The sequence below is a fragment of the Bacteroides sp. FSHCM14E1 genome, from assembly GCF_019633785.1.
Classification (GTDB): Bacteria; Bacteroidota; Bacteroidia; order Bacteroidales; family Bacteroidaceae; genus Bacteroides; species Bacteroides hominis.
On record NZ_JADKYL010000009.1, the window covers coordinates 50,698 to 70,745 of the forward strand.

At 44.4% G+C, this 20,048-nt stretch carries 23 protein-coding genes and 1 tRNA gene; 11 read left to right on the forward strand and 13 right to left on the reverse strand.

Annotated features, from left to right (window positions below; translation table 11 throughout):
• Positions 1 to 145 precede the first annotated feature (145 nt).
• On the forward strand, positions 146 to 1,324 hold the full coding sequence (locus ISX59_RS14255) for a TolC family protein (protein ID WP_044302042.1): 1,179 nt from the start codon (positions 146 to 148) through the stop codon (positions 1,322 to 1,324).
• A 145-nt stretch (positions 1,325 to 1,469) separates the two neighbouring features.
• Here the strand turns inward: ISX59_RS14255 and ISX59_RS14260 are convergent, their stop codons facing one another.
• From ISX59_RS14260 to ISX59_RS14270, 3 genes are read right to left on the reverse strand one after another with little or no spacing between them, the layout of a single operon-like run.
• Positions 1,470 to 2,216: a hypothetical protein gene (locus ISX59_RS14260; RefSeq protein WP_044302044.1), complete on the reverse strand. Its 747-nt coding sequence runs from the start codon at positions 2,214 to 2,216 to the stop codon at positions 1,470 to 1,472.
• A 35-nt stretch (positions 2,217 to 2,251) separates the two neighbouring features.
• Positions 2,252 to 3,670 (reverse strand): rRNA cytosine-C5-methyltransferase, encoded by a 1,419-nt coding sequence (locus ISX59_RS14265; RefSeq protein WP_186992893.1) that lies wholly within the window; start codon positions 3,668 to 3,670, stop codon positions 2,252 to 2,254.
• Positions 3,667 to 4,239: an ORF6N domain-containing protein gene (locus ISX59_RS14270; protein ID WP_080720228.1), complete on the reverse strand. Its 573-nt coding sequence runs from the start codon at positions 4,237 to 4,239 to the stop codon at positions 3,667 to 3,669. The genes ISX59_RS14265 and ISX59_RS14270 overlap by 4 nt, the downstream gene beginning before the upstream one ends.
• A 118-nt stretch (positions 4,240 to 4,357) precedes the next feature.
• Between ISX59_RS14270 and ISX59_RS14275 the strand changes: the two genes are divergently transcribed.
• From ISX59_RS14275 to ISX59_RS14300, 6 genes are all read left to right on the forward strand, one after another.
• Complete coding sequence (locus tag ISX59_RS14275) at positions 4,358 to 4,984, forward strand: DUF6249 domain-containing protein (RefSeq protein WP_005808272.1); 627 nt, start codon at positions 4,358 to 4,360, stop codon at positions 4,982 to 4,984.
• Positions 4,981 to 5,529 (forward strand): RNA polymerase sigma factor, encoded by a 549-nt coding sequence (locus ISX59_RS14280; RefSeq protein ID WP_005808274.1) that lies wholly within the window; start codon positions 4,981 to 4,983, stop codon positions 5,527 to 5,529. Before ISX59_RS14275 ends, ISX59_RS14280 begins: the two co-directional genes overlap by 4 nt.
• Positions 5,513 to 5,842 carry a DUF5056 domain-containing protein gene (locus tag ISX59_RS14285; RefSeq protein ID WP_032531961.1) on the forward strand — a complete coding sequence of 110 codons (330 nt, stop codon included), beginning with the start codon at positions 5,513 to 5,515 and terminating at the stop codon, positions 5,840 to 5,842. Before ISX59_RS14280 ends, ISX59_RS14285 begins: the two co-directional genes overlap by 17 nt.
• A gap of 475 nt (positions 5,843 to 6,317) precedes the next feature.
• Positions 6,318 to 7,592, forward strand: a complete 1,275-nt coding sequence (gene cls / locus ISX59_RS14290) for a cardiolipin synthase (protein ID WP_195341619.1) — start codon at positions 6,318 to 6,320, stop codon at positions 7,590 to 7,592.
• Between the two features lie 66 nt (positions 7,593 to 7,658).
• The gene (locus tag ISX59_RS14295) at positions 7,659 to 8,453 is read left to right on the forward strand and encodes a thymidylate synthase (RefSeq protein WP_005781248.1); all 795 of its coding nucleotides are present in this window, start codon (positions 7,659 to 7,661) and stop codon (positions 8,451 to 8,453) included.
• Positions 8,454 to 8,470: 17 nt separating this feature from the next.
• The gene (locus ISX59_RS14300) at positions 8,471 to 8,965 is read left to right on the forward strand and encodes a dihydrofolate reductase (protein WP_005808285.1); all 495 of its coding nucleotides are present in this window, start codon (positions 8,471 to 8,473) and stop codon (positions 8,963 to 8,965) included.
• Positions 8,966 to 8,967: 2 nt separating this feature from the next.
• Here ISX59_RS14300 and ISX59_RS14305 read toward each other — a convergent pair whose 3' ends face one another.
• On the reverse strand, positions 8,968 to 9,444 hold the full coding sequence (locus tag ISX59_RS14305) for an Lrp/AsnC family transcriptional regulator (protein ID WP_005781250.1): 477 nt from the start codon (positions 9,442 to 9,444) through the stop codon (positions 8,968 to 8,970).
• A gap of 150 nt (positions 9,445 to 9,594) precedes the next feature.
• Between ISX59_RS14305 and ISX59_RS14310 the strand changes: the two genes are divergently transcribed.
• Positions 9,595 to 10,875, forward strand: coding sequence for an IgA Peptidase M64 (locus ISX59_RS14310; protein ID WP_022011683.1), 1,281 nt, complete (start codon positions 9,595 to 9,597; stop codon positions 10,873 to 10,875).
• A 284-nt stretch (positions 10,876 to 11,159) separates the two neighbouring features.
• Here ISX59_RS14310 and ISX59_RS14315 read toward each other — a convergent pair whose 3' ends face one another.
• The 9 genes from ISX59_RS14315 to ISX59_RS14355 all read right to left on the reverse strand — a co-directional run bounded on the left by ISX59_RS14315 (position 11,160) and on the right by ISX59_RS14355 (position 17,117).
• Entirely contained in the window at positions 11,160 to 11,624 is a 465-nt protein-coding gene (locus tag ISX59_RS14315) for a biopolymer transporter ExbD (protein ID WP_005781259.1), read from the reverse strand.
• Complete coding sequence (locus tag ISX59_RS14320) at positions 11,624 to 12,214, reverse strand: biopolymer transporter ExbD (RefSeq protein WP_005781261.1); 591 nt, start codon at positions 12,212 to 12,214, stop codon at positions 11,624 to 11,626. Before ISX59_RS14320 ends, ISX59_RS14315 begins: the two co-directional genes overlap by 1 nt.
• A 36-nt stretch (positions 12,215 to 12,250) precedes the next feature.
• The gene (locus ISX59_RS14325) at positions 12,251 to 12,721 is read right to left on the reverse strand and encodes a hypothetical protein (protein WP_005781263.1); all 471 of its coding nucleotides are present in this window, start codon (positions 12,719 to 12,721) and stop codon (positions 12,251 to 12,253) included.
• Between the two features lie 6 nt (positions 12,722 to 12,727).
• A complete protein-coding gene (locus ISX59_RS14330; protein ID WP_005808294.1) occupies positions 12,728 to 13,552 on the reverse strand; it encodes a MotA/TolQ/ExbB proton channel family protein in 825 nt (274 codons plus the stop codon).
• A 79-nt stretch (positions 13,553 to 13,631) separates the two neighbouring features.
• Positions 13,632 to 13,719, reverse strand: a tRNA-Ser gene (locus ISX59_RS14335).
• Between the two features lie 161 nt (positions 13,720 to 13,880).
• Complete coding sequence (locus ISX59_RS14340; RefSeq protein WP_005781265.1) at positions 13,881 to 14,657, reverse strand: TatD family hydrolase; 777 nt, start codon at positions 14,655 to 14,657, stop codon at positions 13,881 to 13,883.
• A 3-nt stretch (positions 14,658 to 14,660) separates the two neighbouring features.
• Positions 14,661 to 15,371 carry a hypothetical protein gene (locus ISX59_RS14345; protein WP_005781266.1) on the reverse strand — a complete coding sequence of 237 codons (711 nt, stop codon included), beginning with the start codon at positions 15,369 to 15,371 and terminating at the stop codon, positions 14,661 to 14,663.
• Between the two features lie 7 nt (positions 15,372 to 15,378).
• Entirely contained in the window at positions 15,379 to 16,353 is a 975-nt protein-coding gene (locus ISX59_RS14350; RefSeq protein WP_101603659.1) for a polyprenyl synthetase family protein, read from the reverse strand.
• An 80-nt stretch (positions 16,354 to 16,433) separates the two neighbouring features.
• The gene (locus tag ISX59_RS14355) at positions 16,434 to 17,117 is read right to left on the reverse strand and encodes an energy transducer TonB (protein WP_005821644.1); all 684 of its coding nucleotides are present in this window, start codon (positions 17,115 to 17,117) and stop codon (positions 16,434 to 16,436) included.
• Between the two features lie 155 nt (positions 17,118 to 17,272).
• Between ISX59_RS14355 and cmk the strand changes: the two genes are divergently transcribed.
• The 3 genes from cmk to pfkA all read left to right on the forward strand — a co-directional run bounded on the left by cmk (position 17,273) and on the right by pfkA (position 20,001).
• Positions 17,273 to 17,962 carry a (d)CMP kinase gene (cmk, locus tag ISX59_RS14360; protein WP_032541823.1) on the forward strand — a complete coding sequence of 230 codons (690 nt, stop codon included), beginning with the start codon at positions 17,273 to 17,275 and terminating at the stop codon, positions 17,960 to 17,962.
• 112 nt (positions 17,963 to 18,074) lie between these two features.
• Complete coding sequence (locus ISX59_RS14365) at positions 18,075 to 18,947, forward strand: 4-hydroxy-3-methylbut-2-enyl diphosphate reductase (protein WP_005808303.1); 873 nt, start codon at positions 18,075 to 18,077, stop codon at positions 18,945 to 18,947.
• A gap of 73 nt (positions 18,948 to 19,020) precedes the next feature.
• Positions 19,021 to 20,001, forward strand: coding sequence for a 6-phosphofructokinase (gene pfkA, locus ISX59_RS14370; RefSeq protein WP_005781272.1), 981 nt, complete (start codon positions 19,021 to 19,023; stop codon positions 19,999 to 20,001).
• The last annotated feature ends 47 nt before the right edge of the window (positions 20,002 to 20,048 follow it).

The window sequence follows — 20,048 nt, forward strand, 5'->3', positions numbered from 1 at the left end:
CCTGAGAGTGTGTCATCATGCACCACAGAGTTACCTTAATCTATTGATAACTTGATAGTCATCTGTGGAACTCTGTGATACTCTGTGGTGAATACGAATTTCGATATACCCTCAGAGATGTGAAGCCATAAACCCCAATAATCATATGAAACGAATAACCATACTTGCCGCCACCCTCTTTGCGCTATCCGGATTGCAGGCACAAACCGGTATAGACGGGGTACTGCGCAACATCGAAACCAATAATAAAGAGTTGCAAGCCAACGCACAATTGATTGCCTCACAGAAGCTGGAAGCCCGAACGGACAATAATCTGCCTGACCCTACCCTTTCGTATGCCCATTTGTGGAACAACAAAGATAAGAATAATACGATCGGTGAGCTTGTAGTCTCCCAAAGTTTCGACTTTCCGAGCCTGTATGCCACCCGCAATCAACTGAACCGACTGAAGTCCGGTGCTTTTGACGGGCAAAAAAATGTATTCCGCCAAAATATTCTGTTACAGGCTAAAGATGTTTGTCTGGATATCATCATGTTGCGCAAGCAACAACAGATACTGGCAGAACGTTTGCGAAACGCCGAGGAGCTATCTGCCATGTATGCCAAACGTTTGCAAACAGGAGATGCCAACGTGATCGAAACCAATAAGATCAATCTGGAACTGCTGAACGTGAAAACAGAAGCATCGTTAAACGAAACGGCCCTTCGGAATAAAATACAGGAGCTGACGGCACTGAACGGAAACATACCGGTCGTGTTTGAAGACTCCGACTATCCGGCTGTTATCTTTCCTACCAATTACGAAGAACTGAAAACGGAAGTTCTGGCATCGGACTACACACTGCAGGCTCTCAACAGTGAAAGTGCCGCCGCCCGCAAACAAATCACAGTCAACAAATCGCAATGGCTTCCGAAGCTGGAACTGGGATACCGTCGGAATACCGAATCGGGCGAGCCTTTCAACGGAGTTGTCGTAGGTTTCTCATTCCCCCTGTTCGAGAACCGCAACAAAGTGAAGATAGCCAAAGCACAGTCACTGAACATCGACTTGCAACGGGCCAATACTTCGGTACAGGTGGAATCGGAACTGACACAACTTTACCGCGAAGCCCACACACTACGTACTTCAATGGAAGAATACGAGAAAACCTTTCAGGCACAACAGGATTTATCTTTGCTGAAACAAGCACTGACAGGCGGACAAATCAGTATGATAGAATATTTTGTAGAAGTATCGGTAGTATATCAGAGCAAACAGAACTATCTGCAATTGGAGAACCAGTATCAGAAGGCCATGGCAAAGATATATAAGAATAAACTATAAGAGTTGAGTTGCCCCCCTTTTCACCACAGATTACGCAGATTAACATAGATTGAATTGCAAGCTGTTGATTATCAAAATGAATTATCTATGAGAATCTGTGTAGTCCGTGGTAAAAAAGACTTTTGACACCCCAACTGAAAGTCCGTCAGAATATCCGATAAGATAACTGGAAGTTCAGTACGGGATAAGCCTTAAAGTTTTTCAGGAATTTATTGAAACGGCTCAGTTCCTGGTCAACCGCATCTTCCACGATTTTTCCGGTAGTTGCTTCAATCTTCGGATTGCCATGGAACATAGCTCCCAATTCGAACTTGAAACCTACGCGTGAGTGAGCCACCGAACGCCCGAATCCGAGTCCGACGTAAGGCTTCACGGCATTGGTTTTCAGAGCAGCTTCCACACGTCCGTCAGCCCCCGGCTCGATGATAATATCTCCCACCTCAATCCGTTCGTCTGTCTCACCCGACACTTTCAGGATGGACGACGTTCCGAAAAGCAGTCCGGCAGTCACATGGAAGACTGATCTTCTGAACGGGAAATAATCAAGCAACACCATTCCGTTTGCCATATTTGCTTTGGCCTTCAAAGGAACCGTATAATATCTATCCGGATCCTCATTACCGACACGGGCATTTGCCGGCAACGGACCTTCATAGGTTCCGTCATAATCATAATTATAATTGAACTTCAACAAAGAGAATCCGGCACGAAGTCCCAGATAATCGTTCAACGGAGCAGCCACCTGCAATCCTCCTCCCAGTGTTCCCGCATTCAGCGAAACAGATAAATGACTGAAAGGTTTTACCCTTTCCGTACCAGTCTGAGCCATAGCCGGAACACCTATACTAAAAGCAACCAGCCAGACCAAAAGATGATAAAAGTTTGTTTTCATTAATAAGCTTGTTTGTGTGAATATTGAGTGAACTATCATAATGTCCGTATGTCCTCGGGCAAATATCCGCTTCGGATACGCCACTCTTGCGGATAAAGATTATTGGCACGATTGCCGATGTTCTTCACAAATCCTAAAGGTGTCTTTTTATAAGTGACCAGCACGTATCCTCTGGGAACAGTGGGCGAGAGAGTGATGGCTTCTTTCCGCAGATAGGCAATGGCTTGTTCGTAAGTCAGCTCTTCGGTCGGGAAAAGCGATGTTTCCAGCAGACGGCTCATGGCAAGCCCATGTGCCGGAATCAGATCTTTCCCTTTGACTTCGGCTACTTCCGTGCCTGCCTGGACAATGCGGAGAGACGAACGAAGCATAGCTAAATCATCCAGAAAAAGTGCAGGAAAAGCAGTAATCACAGCACCGTTCACCAACAAATCATATTTGTCGGAAGTTGGCAACCAGCCTCTGGCAACGGCCAGATTCTCTTTGGATACCGATGAAGCAGCCGTTTCACCTTTCGGCTTCTTTTTCTTCGGAAAATGGAAGCCTCCATCCGTTTCTTCTGCTTCTTCCGGCTTGCGAAGCACGGCGAGGAAAAAACCTTCTCCCTGTGTTTTATGAGGCAGGAAGCGGTAGACAGGCGCATCGGCCCCGACGAGCAAACCACCGGTAATGTTCCACTCTTCGGGAACGGTAAGCGGCAGCGGTTCTGCTCCGAATTCCTGCCTGATCCAGGCAATGTTCTCTTCGTCTTCCCGAGTATTATAGGTACAGGTACTGTAAATCAGGATTCCTCCCGGTTTCAGACAAGGCCAGATGTCGGTGATAATCCTGCGTTGGCGTTGCCAGCAGATTTCCACGTTTTCAGGGCTCCACTCTTCTATGGCACCGGGATCTTTACGAAACATCCCTTCACCCGAACAGGGCACATCAGCCAATATGACATCGAAGAAGGAACCGATCCGCGAAAAATCAGAAGGGTCATTATTGGTAACCACAACATCGGGATGTCCCCATTTCGTCAGATTCTCTGCTAATATCTGCGAGCGGTTACGGATGACCTCGTTGGCCACTAACAGGCTCCCGTCCGGCAACAGGCTGCGGGCATGAGTAGACTTCCCCCCGGGAGCGGCGCAGAGATCGAGCATTTTCACCGGAGCCGTGACATACCGGCGCAACACCTGTTCCACAAACATCGACGAGGCCTCCTGCACGTAATAGCATCCGGCATGAAAAAGGGGATCGAAGGTGAACGTCAGCCGCTGATTGAGATAATATCCTCCTGCCGCCCAGGGAATGCGCCCTGAAATGGAAGAACAGGACAGCGAATCAGTAAACTTGCTGTTCAGCCGGACACTAACAGGCGGCTCTTGCTCTAATGCAACGGATAATTTCTGATACTCTTCATCCCCCATCAGCGCACGGGTCGATTCGATAAATGATATAGGTAATTTCATTCTCCTTTATTATAAGATATAAAACCGATCGGATTACGGGATTTCCCGTCCGGTCGTTTGTCGTTGACCTGCAACTCGGCAATTGCCTGATTAATCAATTCTAATTGCATCCTCGTATCTTCATTGATGTCATTGTAATCGGCAAATGCCTCTTCTACATATTCTTTTAATTCTTTGATTTCATTTTGCAACCTGGTGATATCATTCACCGGAAGAGCCGAAACCAATTGGCGGACAGCCACAAAAGCGCGCATAATGGAGATATTCACTTCGATGGCAATATCACTGTTCAACACCCCGGAAAGCATGGCCAGCCCCTGTTCGGTAAAAGCAAAAGGAAGCTTGCGGGTACCTCCCCAACTTGATATCACAATTTGTGACTTCAAGATTTCCCATTCTTCCGCATTCAATTGGAACATAAAATCGACAGGAAACCTTTTACTATTCCTCTTTACTGCCTGATTCAGAACACGGGTTTCTACCTGATACAACCCTGCCAGATCAAAATCCAGCATCACTTTCTGCCCCCGTATCTCGTAAATCTTGCTCTGTATGATTTGTAGCTCCATCACTTTTGTGTATTAATAGCTGCAAATATCAAAAATATTTCGTCTCTTTGCAACTTTCTGCACTATGAACTACGTCTAACAGACAAATAAACAAAAACAATTAAAAAACAACAGTAATATGAAACGTATCTTTATCGCTTTGATGGTAGCTATGACCTTCTGTTCGCTGGCAATGGCACAGAACCAAACCATCACCCAAAACAACAATGACTCTTCAGACTCTACCTTCGTTGCTGAATACACGGACATTGTGGACAGCAGTACCGTAGACACCGACTACCAGAGCAGCAGCTTCGATTTCGGAAACGAATTTCCGTTCAATATGGGCAAAGGAGCTATTAACGGAGGTATACTGACAGGTTTAATAGTCGTCATACTGATATTCGGATTCCCTTTCTTTATCGTATTCGTTGCTTTCTACTTCCGATACAAAAACCGGAAAGCAAAGTACAAACTGATGGAACAGGCACTGGCAACCGGACAACCCCTGCCGGAAGGAATCTTCAAAGATAGCCTGCCACAGGACTACCGGACGAAAGGCATCAAGAACATCTGTACCGGAATCGGACTGTTCATCTTCCTTTGGACCATCACAGACGAATTCAGCATAGGATGTATCGGATTGCTGGTGTTGTTCACCGGAATCGGGCAATGGATCATCTCACGCAACCAGCAGCACGGACGCCCGGAAGACCCTTTCACAACTCCTACACACAGAGACGAAACCCAGAATGAACAGAAATGAGCCAGCTCAATGATATATCGTTAGTCGCACAGGTCGTGGTGTTCAGAAACACCAGGGCCTTCGACCAATTGGTACAGAAGTATCAGTCGCCCGTCCGGCGCTTCTTCCTGAACCTGACCTGCGGCGACAGCGAACTGAGCGACGATCTGGCACAAGATACGTTTATAAAAGCCTACACAAACATTGCAAACTTTAAAAACCTTTCAAGTTTCTCAACATGGCTTTACAGAATTGCTTATAACGTATTTTATGATTATATTCGCAGCCGAAAGGAAACAACGGATCTGGATGCCCGTGAAGTGGATGCTGTCAACAGCACCGAACAAGTGAACGTGGGCGAACAGATGGATGTTTACCAATCACTCAGAACGCTGAAAGAAATAGAACGCACCTGTATCACTTTGTTCTATATGGAAGATGTCAGTATAGAAAAGATTGCGGGAATAACGGGATGCCCGGTAGGAACGGTCAAATCGCACCTGTCGAGGGCTAAAGACAAATTGGCAATTTACTTAAAACAAAACGGTTATGACGGAAACAGATGATAAACTCCTGAAGCAATTCTTCAGCGAGCAAAAACAAGAAGTAAAAGATAATGGGTTCAGCCGCCGCGTCATGCGTAATCTACCGGGACGAAACCACCGGTTGATCCAGGTATGGGGAACGGTCTGCACAGTATTGTGCGTCATCCTGTTCTTCGCCTTCGGAGGTCTGCAAGCCACTATCAGTACGCTGCGCGAAGTTTTTGTATCCATGGTACAACACGGGCTTACGGCGGGATTCGATCCGAAATCTCTCTATATCGCCATTCTGGTACTCGCTTTCTTCGGAGCACGCAAGGCATGGTCTATGGCTTGATGCGGAGATAATCCGGAAGCCGTACAGGGATTTGTGCGCAACAGCCCTAAAAAACAGGTAAAAAACTTGCTTTCAGGATCAGAATGCGTTATCTTTGTAAACAAGATACATACAATATATTCAATTTAATATGAGGTAAAAGGGAAGAGTTGCAACTCTTCCCTTTTTTTGTGGTATCACCGGCAGATCTTCCGGAAGACGGTGCGTCCCGAAGGAAACAGACGGTGTCTTTCGGTCCGGAAGACGGTGTATTCCTGCCAAAAGCAGTAAGCTTTCGCCCCCGAAGCCCGGCTCTTCCACCCGATAACATCAGGAGTAAATCAATTATCTCCTGATGTTATCAAGCATTACTCCTATTCTTCCCCGAAAAAGCGACCCACTGTTAATATATACTAAATCTGCTCTTGACAAAAAGAAGCCAAGAACAGAGATGTTGTATCTTTGTTTTCTTGTAAACTAAATAAAGACTGAGGTTTTGAAATTATACGTTTTAATAATAGCGACCATTCTCTCTATAGGCACTGCCCGAACACAGAATATTGACAGCCTGCTGATGCAGCGGGAGGACACTACACAATTTATTCGAAGCGACTCCCTTGTCATGCAGTTCCTCGAGTACTCTAACATCCCTATCACTGACAACAATAAGGTGAAACTTATCAAAAGCGGGCGGGAGAAATTTGAAGACTTGTTCGAAGCCATCCGCGGAGCGAAGCATCACATTCATCTGGAATATTTCAATTTCCGTAACGACTCCATAGCCAATGCACTGTTCGACCTGCTCGGCGAAAAAGTGAAAGAGGGTGTCAAGGTACGGGCATTGTTCGATGCATTCGGCAACTGGTCGAACAACAAGCCGCTCAAGAAGAAGCATCTGAAAGCAATCCGGGAAAAGGGAATCGAAATCGTAAAATTCGATCCGTTCAAGTTCCCGTATATCAATCATGCAGCCCATCGTGACCATCGGAAGATTGCGGTCATCGACGGAAAAATAGGATATACGGGCGGAATGAATATTGCGGATTACTACATCAACGGGCTACCCAAGATAGGTACCTGGCGCGATATGCACATCCGGATCGAAGGTGACGCGGTGAATATTCTGCAAGAAATCTTCCTCGACATCTGGAACAAGACTACCAAACAAAACATCGTGGGCGAAGAATATTTCCCGAATCATCCGGAACGTGCAGACAGTTGCAACACAATCATCGCAATCGTAGACCGCACTCCCAAACGGAACTCCCGAATGCTGAGCCACACGTATGCCATGTCTATCTATGCCGCGCAACACGATGTACGCATCGTGAATCCATACTTCGTTCCGACTTCATCCATCCGCAAGGCCCTCAAAAGGACACTGAACCGGGGAACGAAAGTAGAGATCATGATTTCTTCCAAATCGGATATCCCTTTCACACCGGATGCCTCGCTCTATGCCGTGCAGAAACTGATGAAAAAGGGGGCAAATATCTATCTGTACAACGGTGGATTCCACCACTCAAAGATCATGATGGTGGACGATCTGTTCTGCACCGTAGGTACAGCTAACCTGAACAGCCGGAGCCTGCGATACGATTATGAAACGAATGCCTTCATTTTCGACAAGAACATCACTCAGCAGTTGAATGACGTTTTTGAAGCCGACACCCTGCATTGCACCCGTCTGACTCCGGAAATGTGGAGACAAAAATCGGCCTGGAAGAAGTTTAAATGTTGGTTTGCGAACTTATTCACACCGTTCCTGTAAGTTATTCGGGCTGTTTTTGTAACTTTGGCAGGAATTTTTAGTTACTCAAAAAGTATAACCATCCATATGAAACAATATTTAGATCTGCTCAACCGGGTGTTGGCAGAAGGAACAGAAAAAGGTGATCGCACCGGAACGGGAACCATCAGTGTCTTCGGACACCAGATGCGTTTCGATCTGGACGAAGGCTTCCCTTGCCTCACTACCAAGAAACTTCATCTGAAATCGATCATTTACGAACTGTTGTGGTTCCTGAAAGGAGACACAAATGTGAAATATCTGCAGGACCACGGTGTACGCATCTGGAACGAATGGGCGGACGAGAAGGGCGACCTGGGACATATTTATGGTTATCAGTGGCGTTCGTGGCCCAACTATGACGGCGGATTCATCGACCAGATCAGTGAAGCGGTGGATGCCATCAAGCACAATCCGGATTCACGCCGCATCATCGTCAGTGCCTGGAACGTCGGTGATCTGGATCACATGAACCTCCCTCCCTGCCACGCGTTCTTTCAGTTTTACGTAGCGAACGGACGATTGAGCCTGCAACTCTACCAGCGCAGCGCCGATATCTTCCTGGGTGTACCGTTCAACATAGCCTCCTATGCACTGCTGCTACAGATGATGGCGCAAGTCACCGGTTTGAAAGCGGGAGAGTTCATCCACACGCTGGGTGATGCACATATCTACCTGAATCATTTGGAACAGGTGAAACTGCAACTTAGCCGGGAGCCCCGTACACTGCCGCAGATGAAAATAAATCCGGATGTGAAAAGTATCTTCGACTTCCGGTTTGAGGATTTTGAATTAGTAAACTACGATCCGCACCCGCACATTGCAGGGAAAGTTGCGGTATAACATAACTCCACCGGACTATGAGTAGAATTAGCATTATTGCCGCTGTAGACCACCGAATGGCCATAGGATTTCAAAACAAGCTTTTATTCTGGCTGCCCAACGACCTGAAACGTTTCAAGGCGCTGACCACAGGAAACACAATCATAATGGGACGAAAAACTTTCGAATCGCTTCCTAAAGGAGCGTTACCCAATCGACGGAATGTGGTACTCTCTTCCAATCCGGCAACCGAATGTCCCGGAGCAGAGGTGTTCACTTCGCTGGAGGCCGCTTTGAAAAGCTGTCAGGAAGAAGAGAAAGTATACATCATCGGAGGAGCAAGTGTCTACCGCCAAGCCATGCCTTTGGCCGACGAACTGTGCCTGACCGAAGTTGATGACACAGCTCCGGAAGCAGATGCCTTTTTCCCGGCTGTAGATACAGCCATATGGCACGAAAAAAGCAGAGAAGTCCATCCTGCGGATGAGAAACATCTCTGCTCATATGCTTTCGTAGATTACGTTCGGGGATAAACTTAATCCTCGTCCGTTTCTACCATGATCGGCATTTGCCGCTTGATAGCTTCATGGAATGAAATAAGCGTCTCCGTACGAGCCAATCCCAACGGTTGAAGTTTATCATGGATCACACTGAGAAGGTGATGGTTGTTCCTTGCGTATATCTTGATAAACATATCATATTTCCCGGTGGTGAAATGGCATTCCACTACTTCCGGAATCGCTTCCAAAGCTTTGGTCACAGAATCGAACGACTCAGGATCTTTCAGATAAATCCCAATATAAGCACATGTCTCATATCCAATCTTCTCCGGGTCGATAACATACTCCGAACCTTTCAATATACCCAGATTAGTCAACTTCTGTATGCGTTGATGAATAGCCGCACCCGAAACGTTGCACGCTCTTGCCACTTCCAGAAACGGAATGCGGGCATTGTCGGCAATCAACTTCAGAATCTGCTCGTCTAAAGTATCTAATTGATGATGTCCCATTTTAAATCAATTTGTTTTAATATATCAATCACTAATGCAAAGTTAGTTATTTCCCCGGCAATAAATACTATAGTTTATTACTTTTATTTGTAAAAATAGAATAAATCGGCAATAGTTCGTACCTTTGTAAAAACAATAAATTCACACGATATGAAGCTAATATTGACCTTATTCACCTGTCTTTTCGTGACAGGATGTGCATACGCACAAAACTTTTCGGACTACTTTACGAACAAAACACTGCGCGTCGATTATCTTTTCACCGGAAATGCGGAAAAGCAATCAATTTGTCTCGACGAACTTTCGGAACTGCCCACATGGGCAGGCAGACGGCATCATCTTGCAGAATTACCACTGGAAGGAAACGGGCAAATTGTCATGCGTGATGTGGAAAGCGGAAAAGTTATCTATACCACTTCGTTTTCCTCACTATTCCAGGAATGGCTGGAGACAGACGAAGCTAAAGAAGTAACCAAAGGATTTGAGAATACTTATCTCCTGCCCTACCCTGTAAAACCGGCGGAAGTAGAAATCACGCTGCGCAACAACAAACACGAAGTAAGCGCAAGCCTGAAACATATCGTCAAGCCCGATGATATCCTGATACATAAAAAAGGGCTCACACACATCACCCCACACAAATATTTGCTGAAAAGCGGAAACGAAGAACAATGTATCGATGTGGCAATCCTGGCCGAAGGATATACCACAGCCGAAATGGAAACTTTCTATAAAGATGCAGCCGTGGCATGCGAAGCACTATTTTCGCACGAACCGTTCCAGTCTATGAAGAACCGTTTCAATATCATAGCCGTAGCCAGTCCTTCCGCAGACAGCGGAGTCAGTGCTCCGAAACAGGGAGCATGGAAACATACTGCCTTCGGTTCGCACTTCGATACTTTCTACTCTGACCGCTATCTGACTACCAGTCGTGTAAAAGCAATTAACGACGCATTGGCAGGCATTCCCTATGAACATATCATAATCCTCGCCAATACAGAGCAATATGGCGGAGGCGGCATCTACAATGCTTTCACATTAACCACCGCACACCACCCCAATTTCCGCCCGGTAGTGGTACACGAGTTCGGACATAGTTTCGGTGGTCTGGCCGATGAATACTTCTATGACGAAGATGTGATGAACGGCCTCTATCCACTCAATATCGAACCATGGGAACAAAACATAACCACACGTGTCAACTTCGCTTCCAAATGGGAAGATATGCTCACTAAAGACACCCCGGTTCCGACTCCGGTAGCAGATAAGGCCAAATACCCCACAGGTGTATACGAAGGAGGAGGTTACTCAGCTAAAGGTATCTATCGTCCGGCATTCGATTGCCGCATGCGCACAAATGAATATCCCACATTCTGTCCGGTTTGCCAGAGATCCATCAAACGAATCATAGAATTCTATACAGGTAAATAAGATCATCTCAAACCAACGAAAAGGAATACATTAACCACTGTACGAATTACACAGACTTCACAGGTCTCATCAAGATTATCGACTATTTCAATCTTTATATCTGCATGTGAGTCTGTGTAATCGACCATACAGGAGTTACGATATCGCCACTAAATACATACAGGCAACCCATATAAGTCCCGAGGGATATTAGTCCTATAAGAGCTGAAAGCGATAAGCCCGGGATCTCATAAAAAAAGGCCGTCTGAAACAAATCAGACGGCCTTTTCTATGTATAGAATAACTTATTCGCGAGCTCTCGCAGAATAGTTAATTTTCAGTGCATAAGCTTGACGAAGAGCCTGTTTAATATCGGTAACGATACCCATTTTTGTATCCTGGTCAATTTTCAAAGACACAGTCATAAAGGGTTGGTCTTCCTCTTTCATACTTGAGCGCTCGTTAGTTACGTAAGCCTGAATTTCGTCAACTTCAGCATATGCGTCATTCAACTGGATACGGCTTTCAGACCCCAGTTTTTTACGAAACTCTGCTGTCGGTTTACCTACATAGATAAACGTAACCAAAGATTTCTTTTCAAGCTTTTCCAACTCAGTACCTTGCGGAATCTTAAACTCAACCTTCAAAGAAACTTCACGCATTGTTGTTACAATCATAAAGAAGAACAACAATGTAAAGATCAAGTCAGGTAGAGAAGAAGTATTCAGCGTAGGCATCCCGCGCTTACCTGTTTTATTAAATTTTCCCATTAATTATTCTTTTTAACTCCTTTAGGTTCAGCCTCAGAGATCTTCTGAGGAAAAATTTCACGAATAGCTTTCTGCTGGTCTTCATTCAACTCAGCATAATTCTTCTGCCACTTTTCCTGAGCCAATTCATCTCTTAACTCGTTGTAAGCAGCAACCAGCTCATTTTGAACATCAAAATAAGCCTGATAAGAAGATCCGCGGTCACTCTGCAAAGAAATTACATGATTCTCCGTAACCATGGTATTACCAAAGAAAGGCACATCTTTCGCATGTTTTTCCGGTAATTTTTCATCGTTATATGGATTGGCAATGAATTCTTTGGCTTTTTCCCTCAATTGCTTCACATCAACAACTTCGCCACCGCACATCAACTGATTCTGAAAGTTCAGAAAAATCTGCAGAACGTTACGATCCTTAACAACGATGTCATTGTCAACCTGATCCTTATCGGGAGGTGGAGGCAATTGTCTTGCCAAACCACGGTCAGTATCCATAGATGTCGTAATCAAGAAGAAGATAAGCAATAAGAATGCAATATCCGCTGTTGAACTTGAATTAATTTCAGGAACTTTTCTATTTCCTTTTGCCATTGTAGTTACTGTATTTTATTGAGTTTCCCCAATTAGTTATGATAATTTCTTTTTAATACTACTTCCGATGATAGCAACAACTGTTACCAACAACAAGAAATAAATACTGTAAAGGAACATATCAGTCAGTTTCAACCAGAAAGGAACATTGTCAGTTCCTTCATATCCCTGAATTGTCAGTGTTTCACCACTACCCATAGACCATGCTACAACCAATACAAGAACAAGAAGAATAAGTCCGAGCAATGATCTGATAGCACCCTTAGGATTGTCTTTCAAAGCAGAACCGAACTGGAAGATAGCAGCAACAACAGTTGCAACTACAGCAATGCCAAACAGACCGTACATCAGGTACAGCAAGGCATCTGTGTTTGCAGGATTATCCATGTCGTATACAAGCGGAGTTTCCATTTGTCCACCAAAATAGAAAAGACCTAATACGATCACGATAAGAGCAAACATCGCGTATAGTACGTAATACGATACTTTATATGTTAACTTACTCATCTCAGATTATTTTTTGTATTTCAAGTTATATTTGATTACCATGTCAAGCAAAGAGATAGAAGAGTCTTCCATTTCGCTTGTAAGAGCTTCAATTTTAGCAAGGATGTAGTTATAGAATACCTGAAGGATCAAAGCTACAACCAAACCGAAGATAGTAGTAATCAAGGCAACCTTCATACCACCAGCAACAACTGTCGGAGAGATATCACCCTGCTGTTGGATTTTATCGAATGCCATAACCATACCTACTACAGTACCCAAGAATCCCAATGACGGAGCCATCGCGATGAACAGTGTGATCCAAGAGCATCCTTTTTCAAGGTAACCAGCCTGAACGCCACCATAAGATACTACAGATTTCTCAACCACGTCGATGCCTTGGTCGATTCTCATCAAACCTTGATAATAGATAGAAGCAACAGGACCTCTCGTGTTACGAGCGATATCTTTAGCAGCTTCAACATCACCTTTTTCCAAAGCAGCTTCGATAGAAGACATAAATTTCTTTGTGTTGATTTCAGCCAAGCTCAAGTAAATGATACGTTCAATACAGAAAGCCAAACCAATAACCAATGCGATAGCAACCAAACTCATGAAAGATGCAGTACCTTCGATGAATTTTACTTTAATTTCTTTGTGGATACCACCTTCTTCTTCAGCACCAGCAAGAGGAGCAGAAGCTTCAGCAGCCTCAGCTACAGCGTCAGCAACCGGTTTGTCTGCTGCAGGAGCAGCTTGTTCGGTAGCAGCAGCATCCTGAGCCTGAACGAGTTGAGTTGAGCCAAATGTTAAGACTCCCATCACAGCAACAATTGCAAATAACTTTTTCATTGTGTGTCTAATTTTTAAGATTAATTAATTAAATTATTATTATTGTATTTACTTATCGTCTTTTGTTTAATATTTCCTGCGGAGAGAGCGGGATTCGAACCCGCGATACACTTTTGGCGTATACACGCTTTCCAGGCGTGCCTCTTCAACCACTCGAGCATCTCTCCAATTGGTGCTTTCCTCAAATCGGGTGCAAATTACAAAAAAAATGCGAACCACAAGCGTTTTCAGCTACAAATGTATTCTTTTTTTTCTTCTTCTGCAGCATTATCCTTCTTTTATCTTTAATAAATCCACTAAATTAATAAAATTTAAAATCTAACAGAGCTTATTTGAGTATTCCAAACACTTTCAATGCGCTGATAGCAGTCAATTCCGCAACTTTTTCGGGATCTTCCTTGTATATTTCGGCAACTTTTATTAATGTATCTTTCACATTCGCACTCTCATTCCTCTTCCCACGGTTAGGGACCGGCGTGAGGTAAGGAGAATCCGTTTCCAGCACAATGCGTTCCAACGGAATATGTTTAAGCGCTTCCGGCAGAGTTGACTTTTTGAAAGTGACCACACCATTTATGCCAATCTTAAACCCGGAGAACTCCATCATCCGGGCGGCTTCTTCGGACGTCCCGGTGAAACTATGAAAAATGCCGGTCAAGCCACTGCTTTTATAAGGCTGCAATACCTTATATATATAATCAAAAGCTTCACGGCAATGAATGACAATCGGCAACTGGTACTGAAGAGCCCACTGAACCTGTTTCTCAAAAACAATCAACTGTTCTTTCAACCAGGTTTTGTCCCAGTAAAGATCGATCCCGATCTCTCCTACGGCCACAAATCGTTCCGAAGTTGCCAGGTGATTAGCCACTATTTCAAGTTCTTTTTCATACGAATCGTTCACGGAAGTAGGATGCAACCCGATCATCGGAAAACAAAAGTCACGATAGGTATCACAAACCGACAACATGGGTTCGATTGTCGTACTGTCTATATTGGGCATAAAAATATGCGTAACACCGGCAGCACGGGCACGCTCCATTACCAAAGGCAAATCTTCGGCAAATTCTTCCAGAAAAAGATGGGAATGTGAATCGACAAGCATATTTTAAAGAATCTCTTTATTTGTTTTTTCACCGGTCCGGTAATAATAAATCAGACCGTAATCACGACATTTCTCCAACCGTTTTTCATTAGGCAGTACCTCCTGGTACTTGGCCTCCACCTGATTCCAGATATCGAGAATCAACCGGTCAGCCTGCGCACGCATAGACGAAAGTTGTTCTAAGCTACGATTTGTGAGGAGTTGAAGGTTTTTCTGCTTTTCATAACCTTCCATGAATATATCATAATGTACTTTCACTTTGGCAATCGTCGGGTTATAGATAGGTATGCCTCCCCGGGAAGTACGTTGCCGTTCTCCTTCTATGATTTTCTGTCCCCACTCGGCTATAGAAGCCTCACTGTTCAAGTCGGGCACACCGAAATTATCCATAGGCAAGCTGTACATATCTTTATGGGATTCCTTTATTTCGGCTCGAATCACTGCCAGGTTCAAAACTTGTATAAAGTGAGAAATATAAAGACGGGCCGCTTTTACATTGGCCTGATGCTTCTTACTGTTTCTGCTCTGTTCGCCATAACAGTGTACATAATAAGAATGCGCAGCCTCAAATTTAGTCAGAAACATACGTGCTTCCCCCAATGTCTTTAACGAAACGGCCAAATCATAGACATTACATACGTCCCCCTTTACGACCGCTGCTTTCAGCGCCCGTATCCTGGCTTGATCAGTATTTGGCAAACGTCTATAAGGCATCGTTATATTACATCTCGCGGTACATTAAATGCTTCATCAGCTTTTTCAGCTCACTTTTCCTATCTTCTATGACAGATACGGCCCCCAGACTGGTCATCGCACGAGTATAGTACTCACGCATCTTGTTTTCACAGACAGCTTTGATACCTATCTGATTGTACAACTCGGTTACAGCACTGATTTTTTCTTCGGCACAGAATGAAGTCGCATTCAGCCAACGGTTCAGTTCATCCAACTGATTCCGGTCGGCCCGTTCCAATGCTTTAATCAACATATATGTTTTCTTATTGCATAAAATATCACCACCGATATTTTTACCAAACACGGCTGAATCGCCATATACATCCAGCAAATCATCCTGCAATTGGAAAGCAACCCCAATCTGCATGCCGAAATCATATAGATTTTCAGCATCTTCACGGGAAGCTCCTCCCAAAATAGCTCCGATTTTCAAACTGGCCGCCAATAGAACGGCAGTTTTCAAACGGATCATTTCCAGATATTCCTCTTCTTTCACATCATCGCGGGACTCAAACCCCATATCCATCTGCTGACCTTCGCAAATCTCAAGTGCTGTCAAGCTAAACAAGTCCATTACCTCTTTCAGATACTCTGAAGAACAGCTTGCCATATACTGATAAGCCAGCACCATCATGGCATCTCCCGACAAAATTGCAGTATTGTCATTCCAGACTTTATGAACCGTTGTTTTTCCACGGCGCATATCGGCCCGATCCATCAAGTCGTCATGCAAAAGAGTATAATTATGATAAACTTCAATTGCCGTAGCAGGATCATAAACAGAAGTAACATCCTCCTTATAGAGATTGTATGCCATTAACATTAGAACAGGGCGAATGCGTTTCCCCCCCATGGAAAGTACGTATTTAACAGGGTCATACAAACCAACCGGTGTGCGTGTAAACTGGATATCTGAAATGTGAGAATTTATTTTATCAAGAAGCTGAAATGCTGTATACATAGTAATAAGTTATAAAAAAAGAGGATTGAATGAAAAGAGGCTGCTTGGACGGCAGCCTCTCTTCTTATACTATACAATGATTATTGCAGTCTGAATCGTACAGGTAATGTAAATCTACAACGAACAGGTTTACCTCTCTGCTTACCCGGCTTCCATTTAGGCATGGTTTTAACCACACGAAGAGCTTCTTTATCAAGATATGGGTCAACGCTCTTTACAACCTTAATGTCAGTAATACTACCATCACGTTCAACAACGAACTGAAGAACAACCTGTCCCTGGGTTCCGTTTTCCTGAGCAATGGTCGGATAGTTGATATTCTTATACAGGAACTGCAAACAAGCAGGCATACCACCCGGAAACTCAGCAGCTTCTTCTACTACTTCAAAAATTTCCTGTTCCGACGGTTCTTCCTCTTTCACCTCAACCGGCACGTATTTTACTTCCACTTTCTGTCCGGTATCCTCTGTTGAAGCAATAGCTGTTTCTTCCACATCAGCCTGGTCATCAACAATCTTCAGGATTTCAGCCTGTTTCGGAACCTCAACGGGAGGTGGGGCCGGTTTTTCTTCCTGTTGTGTAATAGGAATCATTTCCTCTTCAAACTCAATTTGGGCTACCGCCTGGCTTGTATCGATCTTTATATCACGTTCCGTCCATTCGAACGCAACGAATATAAAGGCGAGCACCACAACGTAACCGATCAGCAGCCACTGGGTCTTCTTACCTTCGAGGTCTGCTTTGGGCGATTTTTTTACTTCCATAAAATTATTATATAAAAATTGGTGTTCTTCTGGTTTTTAAGCTGTTATTGCTTTTGTGCCACAAATATAACGCAGATATTTTAAAAATGCAGTATATTTGGCGAAAAAATTTAGATAAGACGTTAAAAAAGGGAATAAACCTGCTGCATAACATCATGAAAAAGATAACAATTGCAATTGATGGCTTTTCTTCTTGCGGGAAAAGTACCATGGCTAAAGATTTGGCTAAAGAAATCGGATACATTTATATCGACAGTGGAGCTATGTATCGTGCCGTTACACTATACAGTATAGAGAACGGCATCTTCAACGGAGATACGATTGATACTGAAAAACTGAAACAGCGTATCGACGATATCCACATCTCTTTCCGGATTGATCCGGAAACCGGTCGCCCGAATACTTACTTAAATGGAGTGAACGTAGAGAACAAAATCCGCACCATGGAAGTTTCTTCTAAAGTAAGTCCGATCAGTGCGCTCGGTTTTGTCCGCGAAGCCATGGTGGCCCAGCAACAAGAAATGGGCAAAGCCAAGGGCATTGTTATGGATGGCCGTGATATCGGTACAACTGTATTTCCGGATGCAGAATTAAAGATATTCGTAACCGCCTCACCGGAGATTCGCGCCCAGCGCCGTTATGACGAACTGAAAGCCAAAGGACAGGAGGCCAGTTTCGAAGAAATATTGGAGAACGTGAAACAACGTGACCATATAGACCAGACGCGTGAAGTGAGCCCGCTAAAGAAAGCCGACGATGCTTTACTATTAGACAACAGTCATCTCACCATTGCCGAGCAAAAGGAGTGGCTGACAGCCGAATATCAAAAAGCGATAAAAGAGTAAAAACGGAAGGGTGTAGCCATACGCCCCATAGGGTGTAGCCATCCTGAGGAAAGGGTGTAGCCATCCGGTCAGTATGGCTACACCCTTTTTTAATCACAGATTTTGTAATTATATGGTAAAAGTAGAAATAGATGAAGGTTCCGGTTTTTGTTTCGGAGTGGTCACAGCCATCCACAAAGCCGAGGAGGAACTCACAAAAGGGGTGACGCTCTATTGCCTGGGAGATATTGTACACAACAGCCGCGAAGTGGAGCGTCTGAAGGAAATGGGACTGATTACCATCAACCATGAGGAATTCAAGCAACTTCATAACGCCAAAGTACTTTTACGCGCCCATGGCGAACCGCCTGAGACCTATATCATCGCCAAAGAGAATAACATCGAGATCATTGATGCCACTTGTCCGGTAGTGCTCCGTTTGCAAAAACGGATCAAACAAGAATACATGCAGGAGGACTCTGATGAGAAACAAATCGTGATCTACGGTAAGAACGGACACGCAGAGGTCCTGGGATTGGTCGGACAAACAACCGGCAAGGCGATTGTGATAGAAAAACTCGATGAAGCCCGTCAACTGGACTTCAGCAAAAGCATACGCTTATACTCACAGACTACCAAATCACTCGATGAGTTTTGGGAAATTGTGGAATACATCAAAGAACACATTTCGCCTGACGCGACTTTTGAATATTATGATACCATTTGCCGCCAGGTAGCCAACCGCATGCCCAACCTGCGAAAATTTGCCGCTTCACACGATCTGATCTTTTTTGTCAGTGGTAAAAAAAGTTCAAATGGCAAAATGTTATTCGAAGAATGCAAAAAAGTCAACCCAAACTCACATTTGATAGACAGTGCTGAGGAAATCGATGATTCTTTGCTCCCCGGAGTCAATTCTATCGGCGTATGCGGGGCTACATCCACTCCCAAATGGCTGATGGAAGAAATCTCCGAAGCCATAAAGGCACAGATTAAAAGACAATGAATTAACGTTATTTAATCATACAGGGCACTCCTTTTTGTTATCTTTGCAACGTCAATTAAAAAACAAGATTGTTATGGGAACAGTTAAGTGTGTTGGTATTTTAACTTCCGGTGGTGATGCACCGGGAATGAACGCTGCTATTCGTGCAGTGACACGTGCAGCAATCTATAACGGACTGCAAGTAAAAGGTATATATAGAGGATACAGAGGCTTGGTAACAGGGGAGATCAAAGAATTTAAAAGCCAGAATGTAAGTAACATCATTCAACTGGGAGGAACGATCCTGAAAACAGCACGTTGCAAAGAGTTTACAACTCCCGAAGGACGTAAAATGGCATACGATAACATGGTAAAAGAAGGAATTGACGCCCTTGTTGTAATTGGTGGTGACGGTTCGCTGACCGGAGCACGCATCTTTGCACAAGAATATGACGTTCCCTGTATCGGACTTCCGGGTACTATTGACAATGACCTTTTTGGCACAGATACCACTATCGGATATGACACGGCGCTGAATACCATTCTGGATGCAGTCGACAAGATCCGTGACACAGCTACTTCGCACGAGCGTTTGTTCTTTGTAGAAGTAATGGGACGCGACGCCGGTTTTCTGGCATTGAACGGTGCGATTGCCTCGGGAGCAGAAGCCGCCATCATTCCGGAATTCAGTACGGAAGTCGACCAACTGGAGGAATTTATAAAGAGCGGTTTCCGCAAATCAAAAAACAGCAGTATCGTACTGGTAGCCGAAAGTGAACTTACCGGAGGTGCCATGCATTATGCCGAACGTGTGAAAAACGAATATCCACAATATGATGTTCGCGTCACCATTCTGGGGCACTTGCAACGTGGTGGCAGCCCGACGGCACATGACCGTATTTTGGCCAGTCGTCTGGGTGCGGCAGCTATCGATGCTATCATGGAAGACCAACGTAATGTCATGATCGGCATAGAGCACGACGAAATTGTTTATGTTCCGTTCAGCAAAGCCATCAAAAACGATAAACCTGTCAAAAGAGATCTCGTCAATGTGTTGAGAGAACTGTCTATTTGATAACAGTATACAACAGAAAAAGACAGACGGTGGACGGTAAACATACA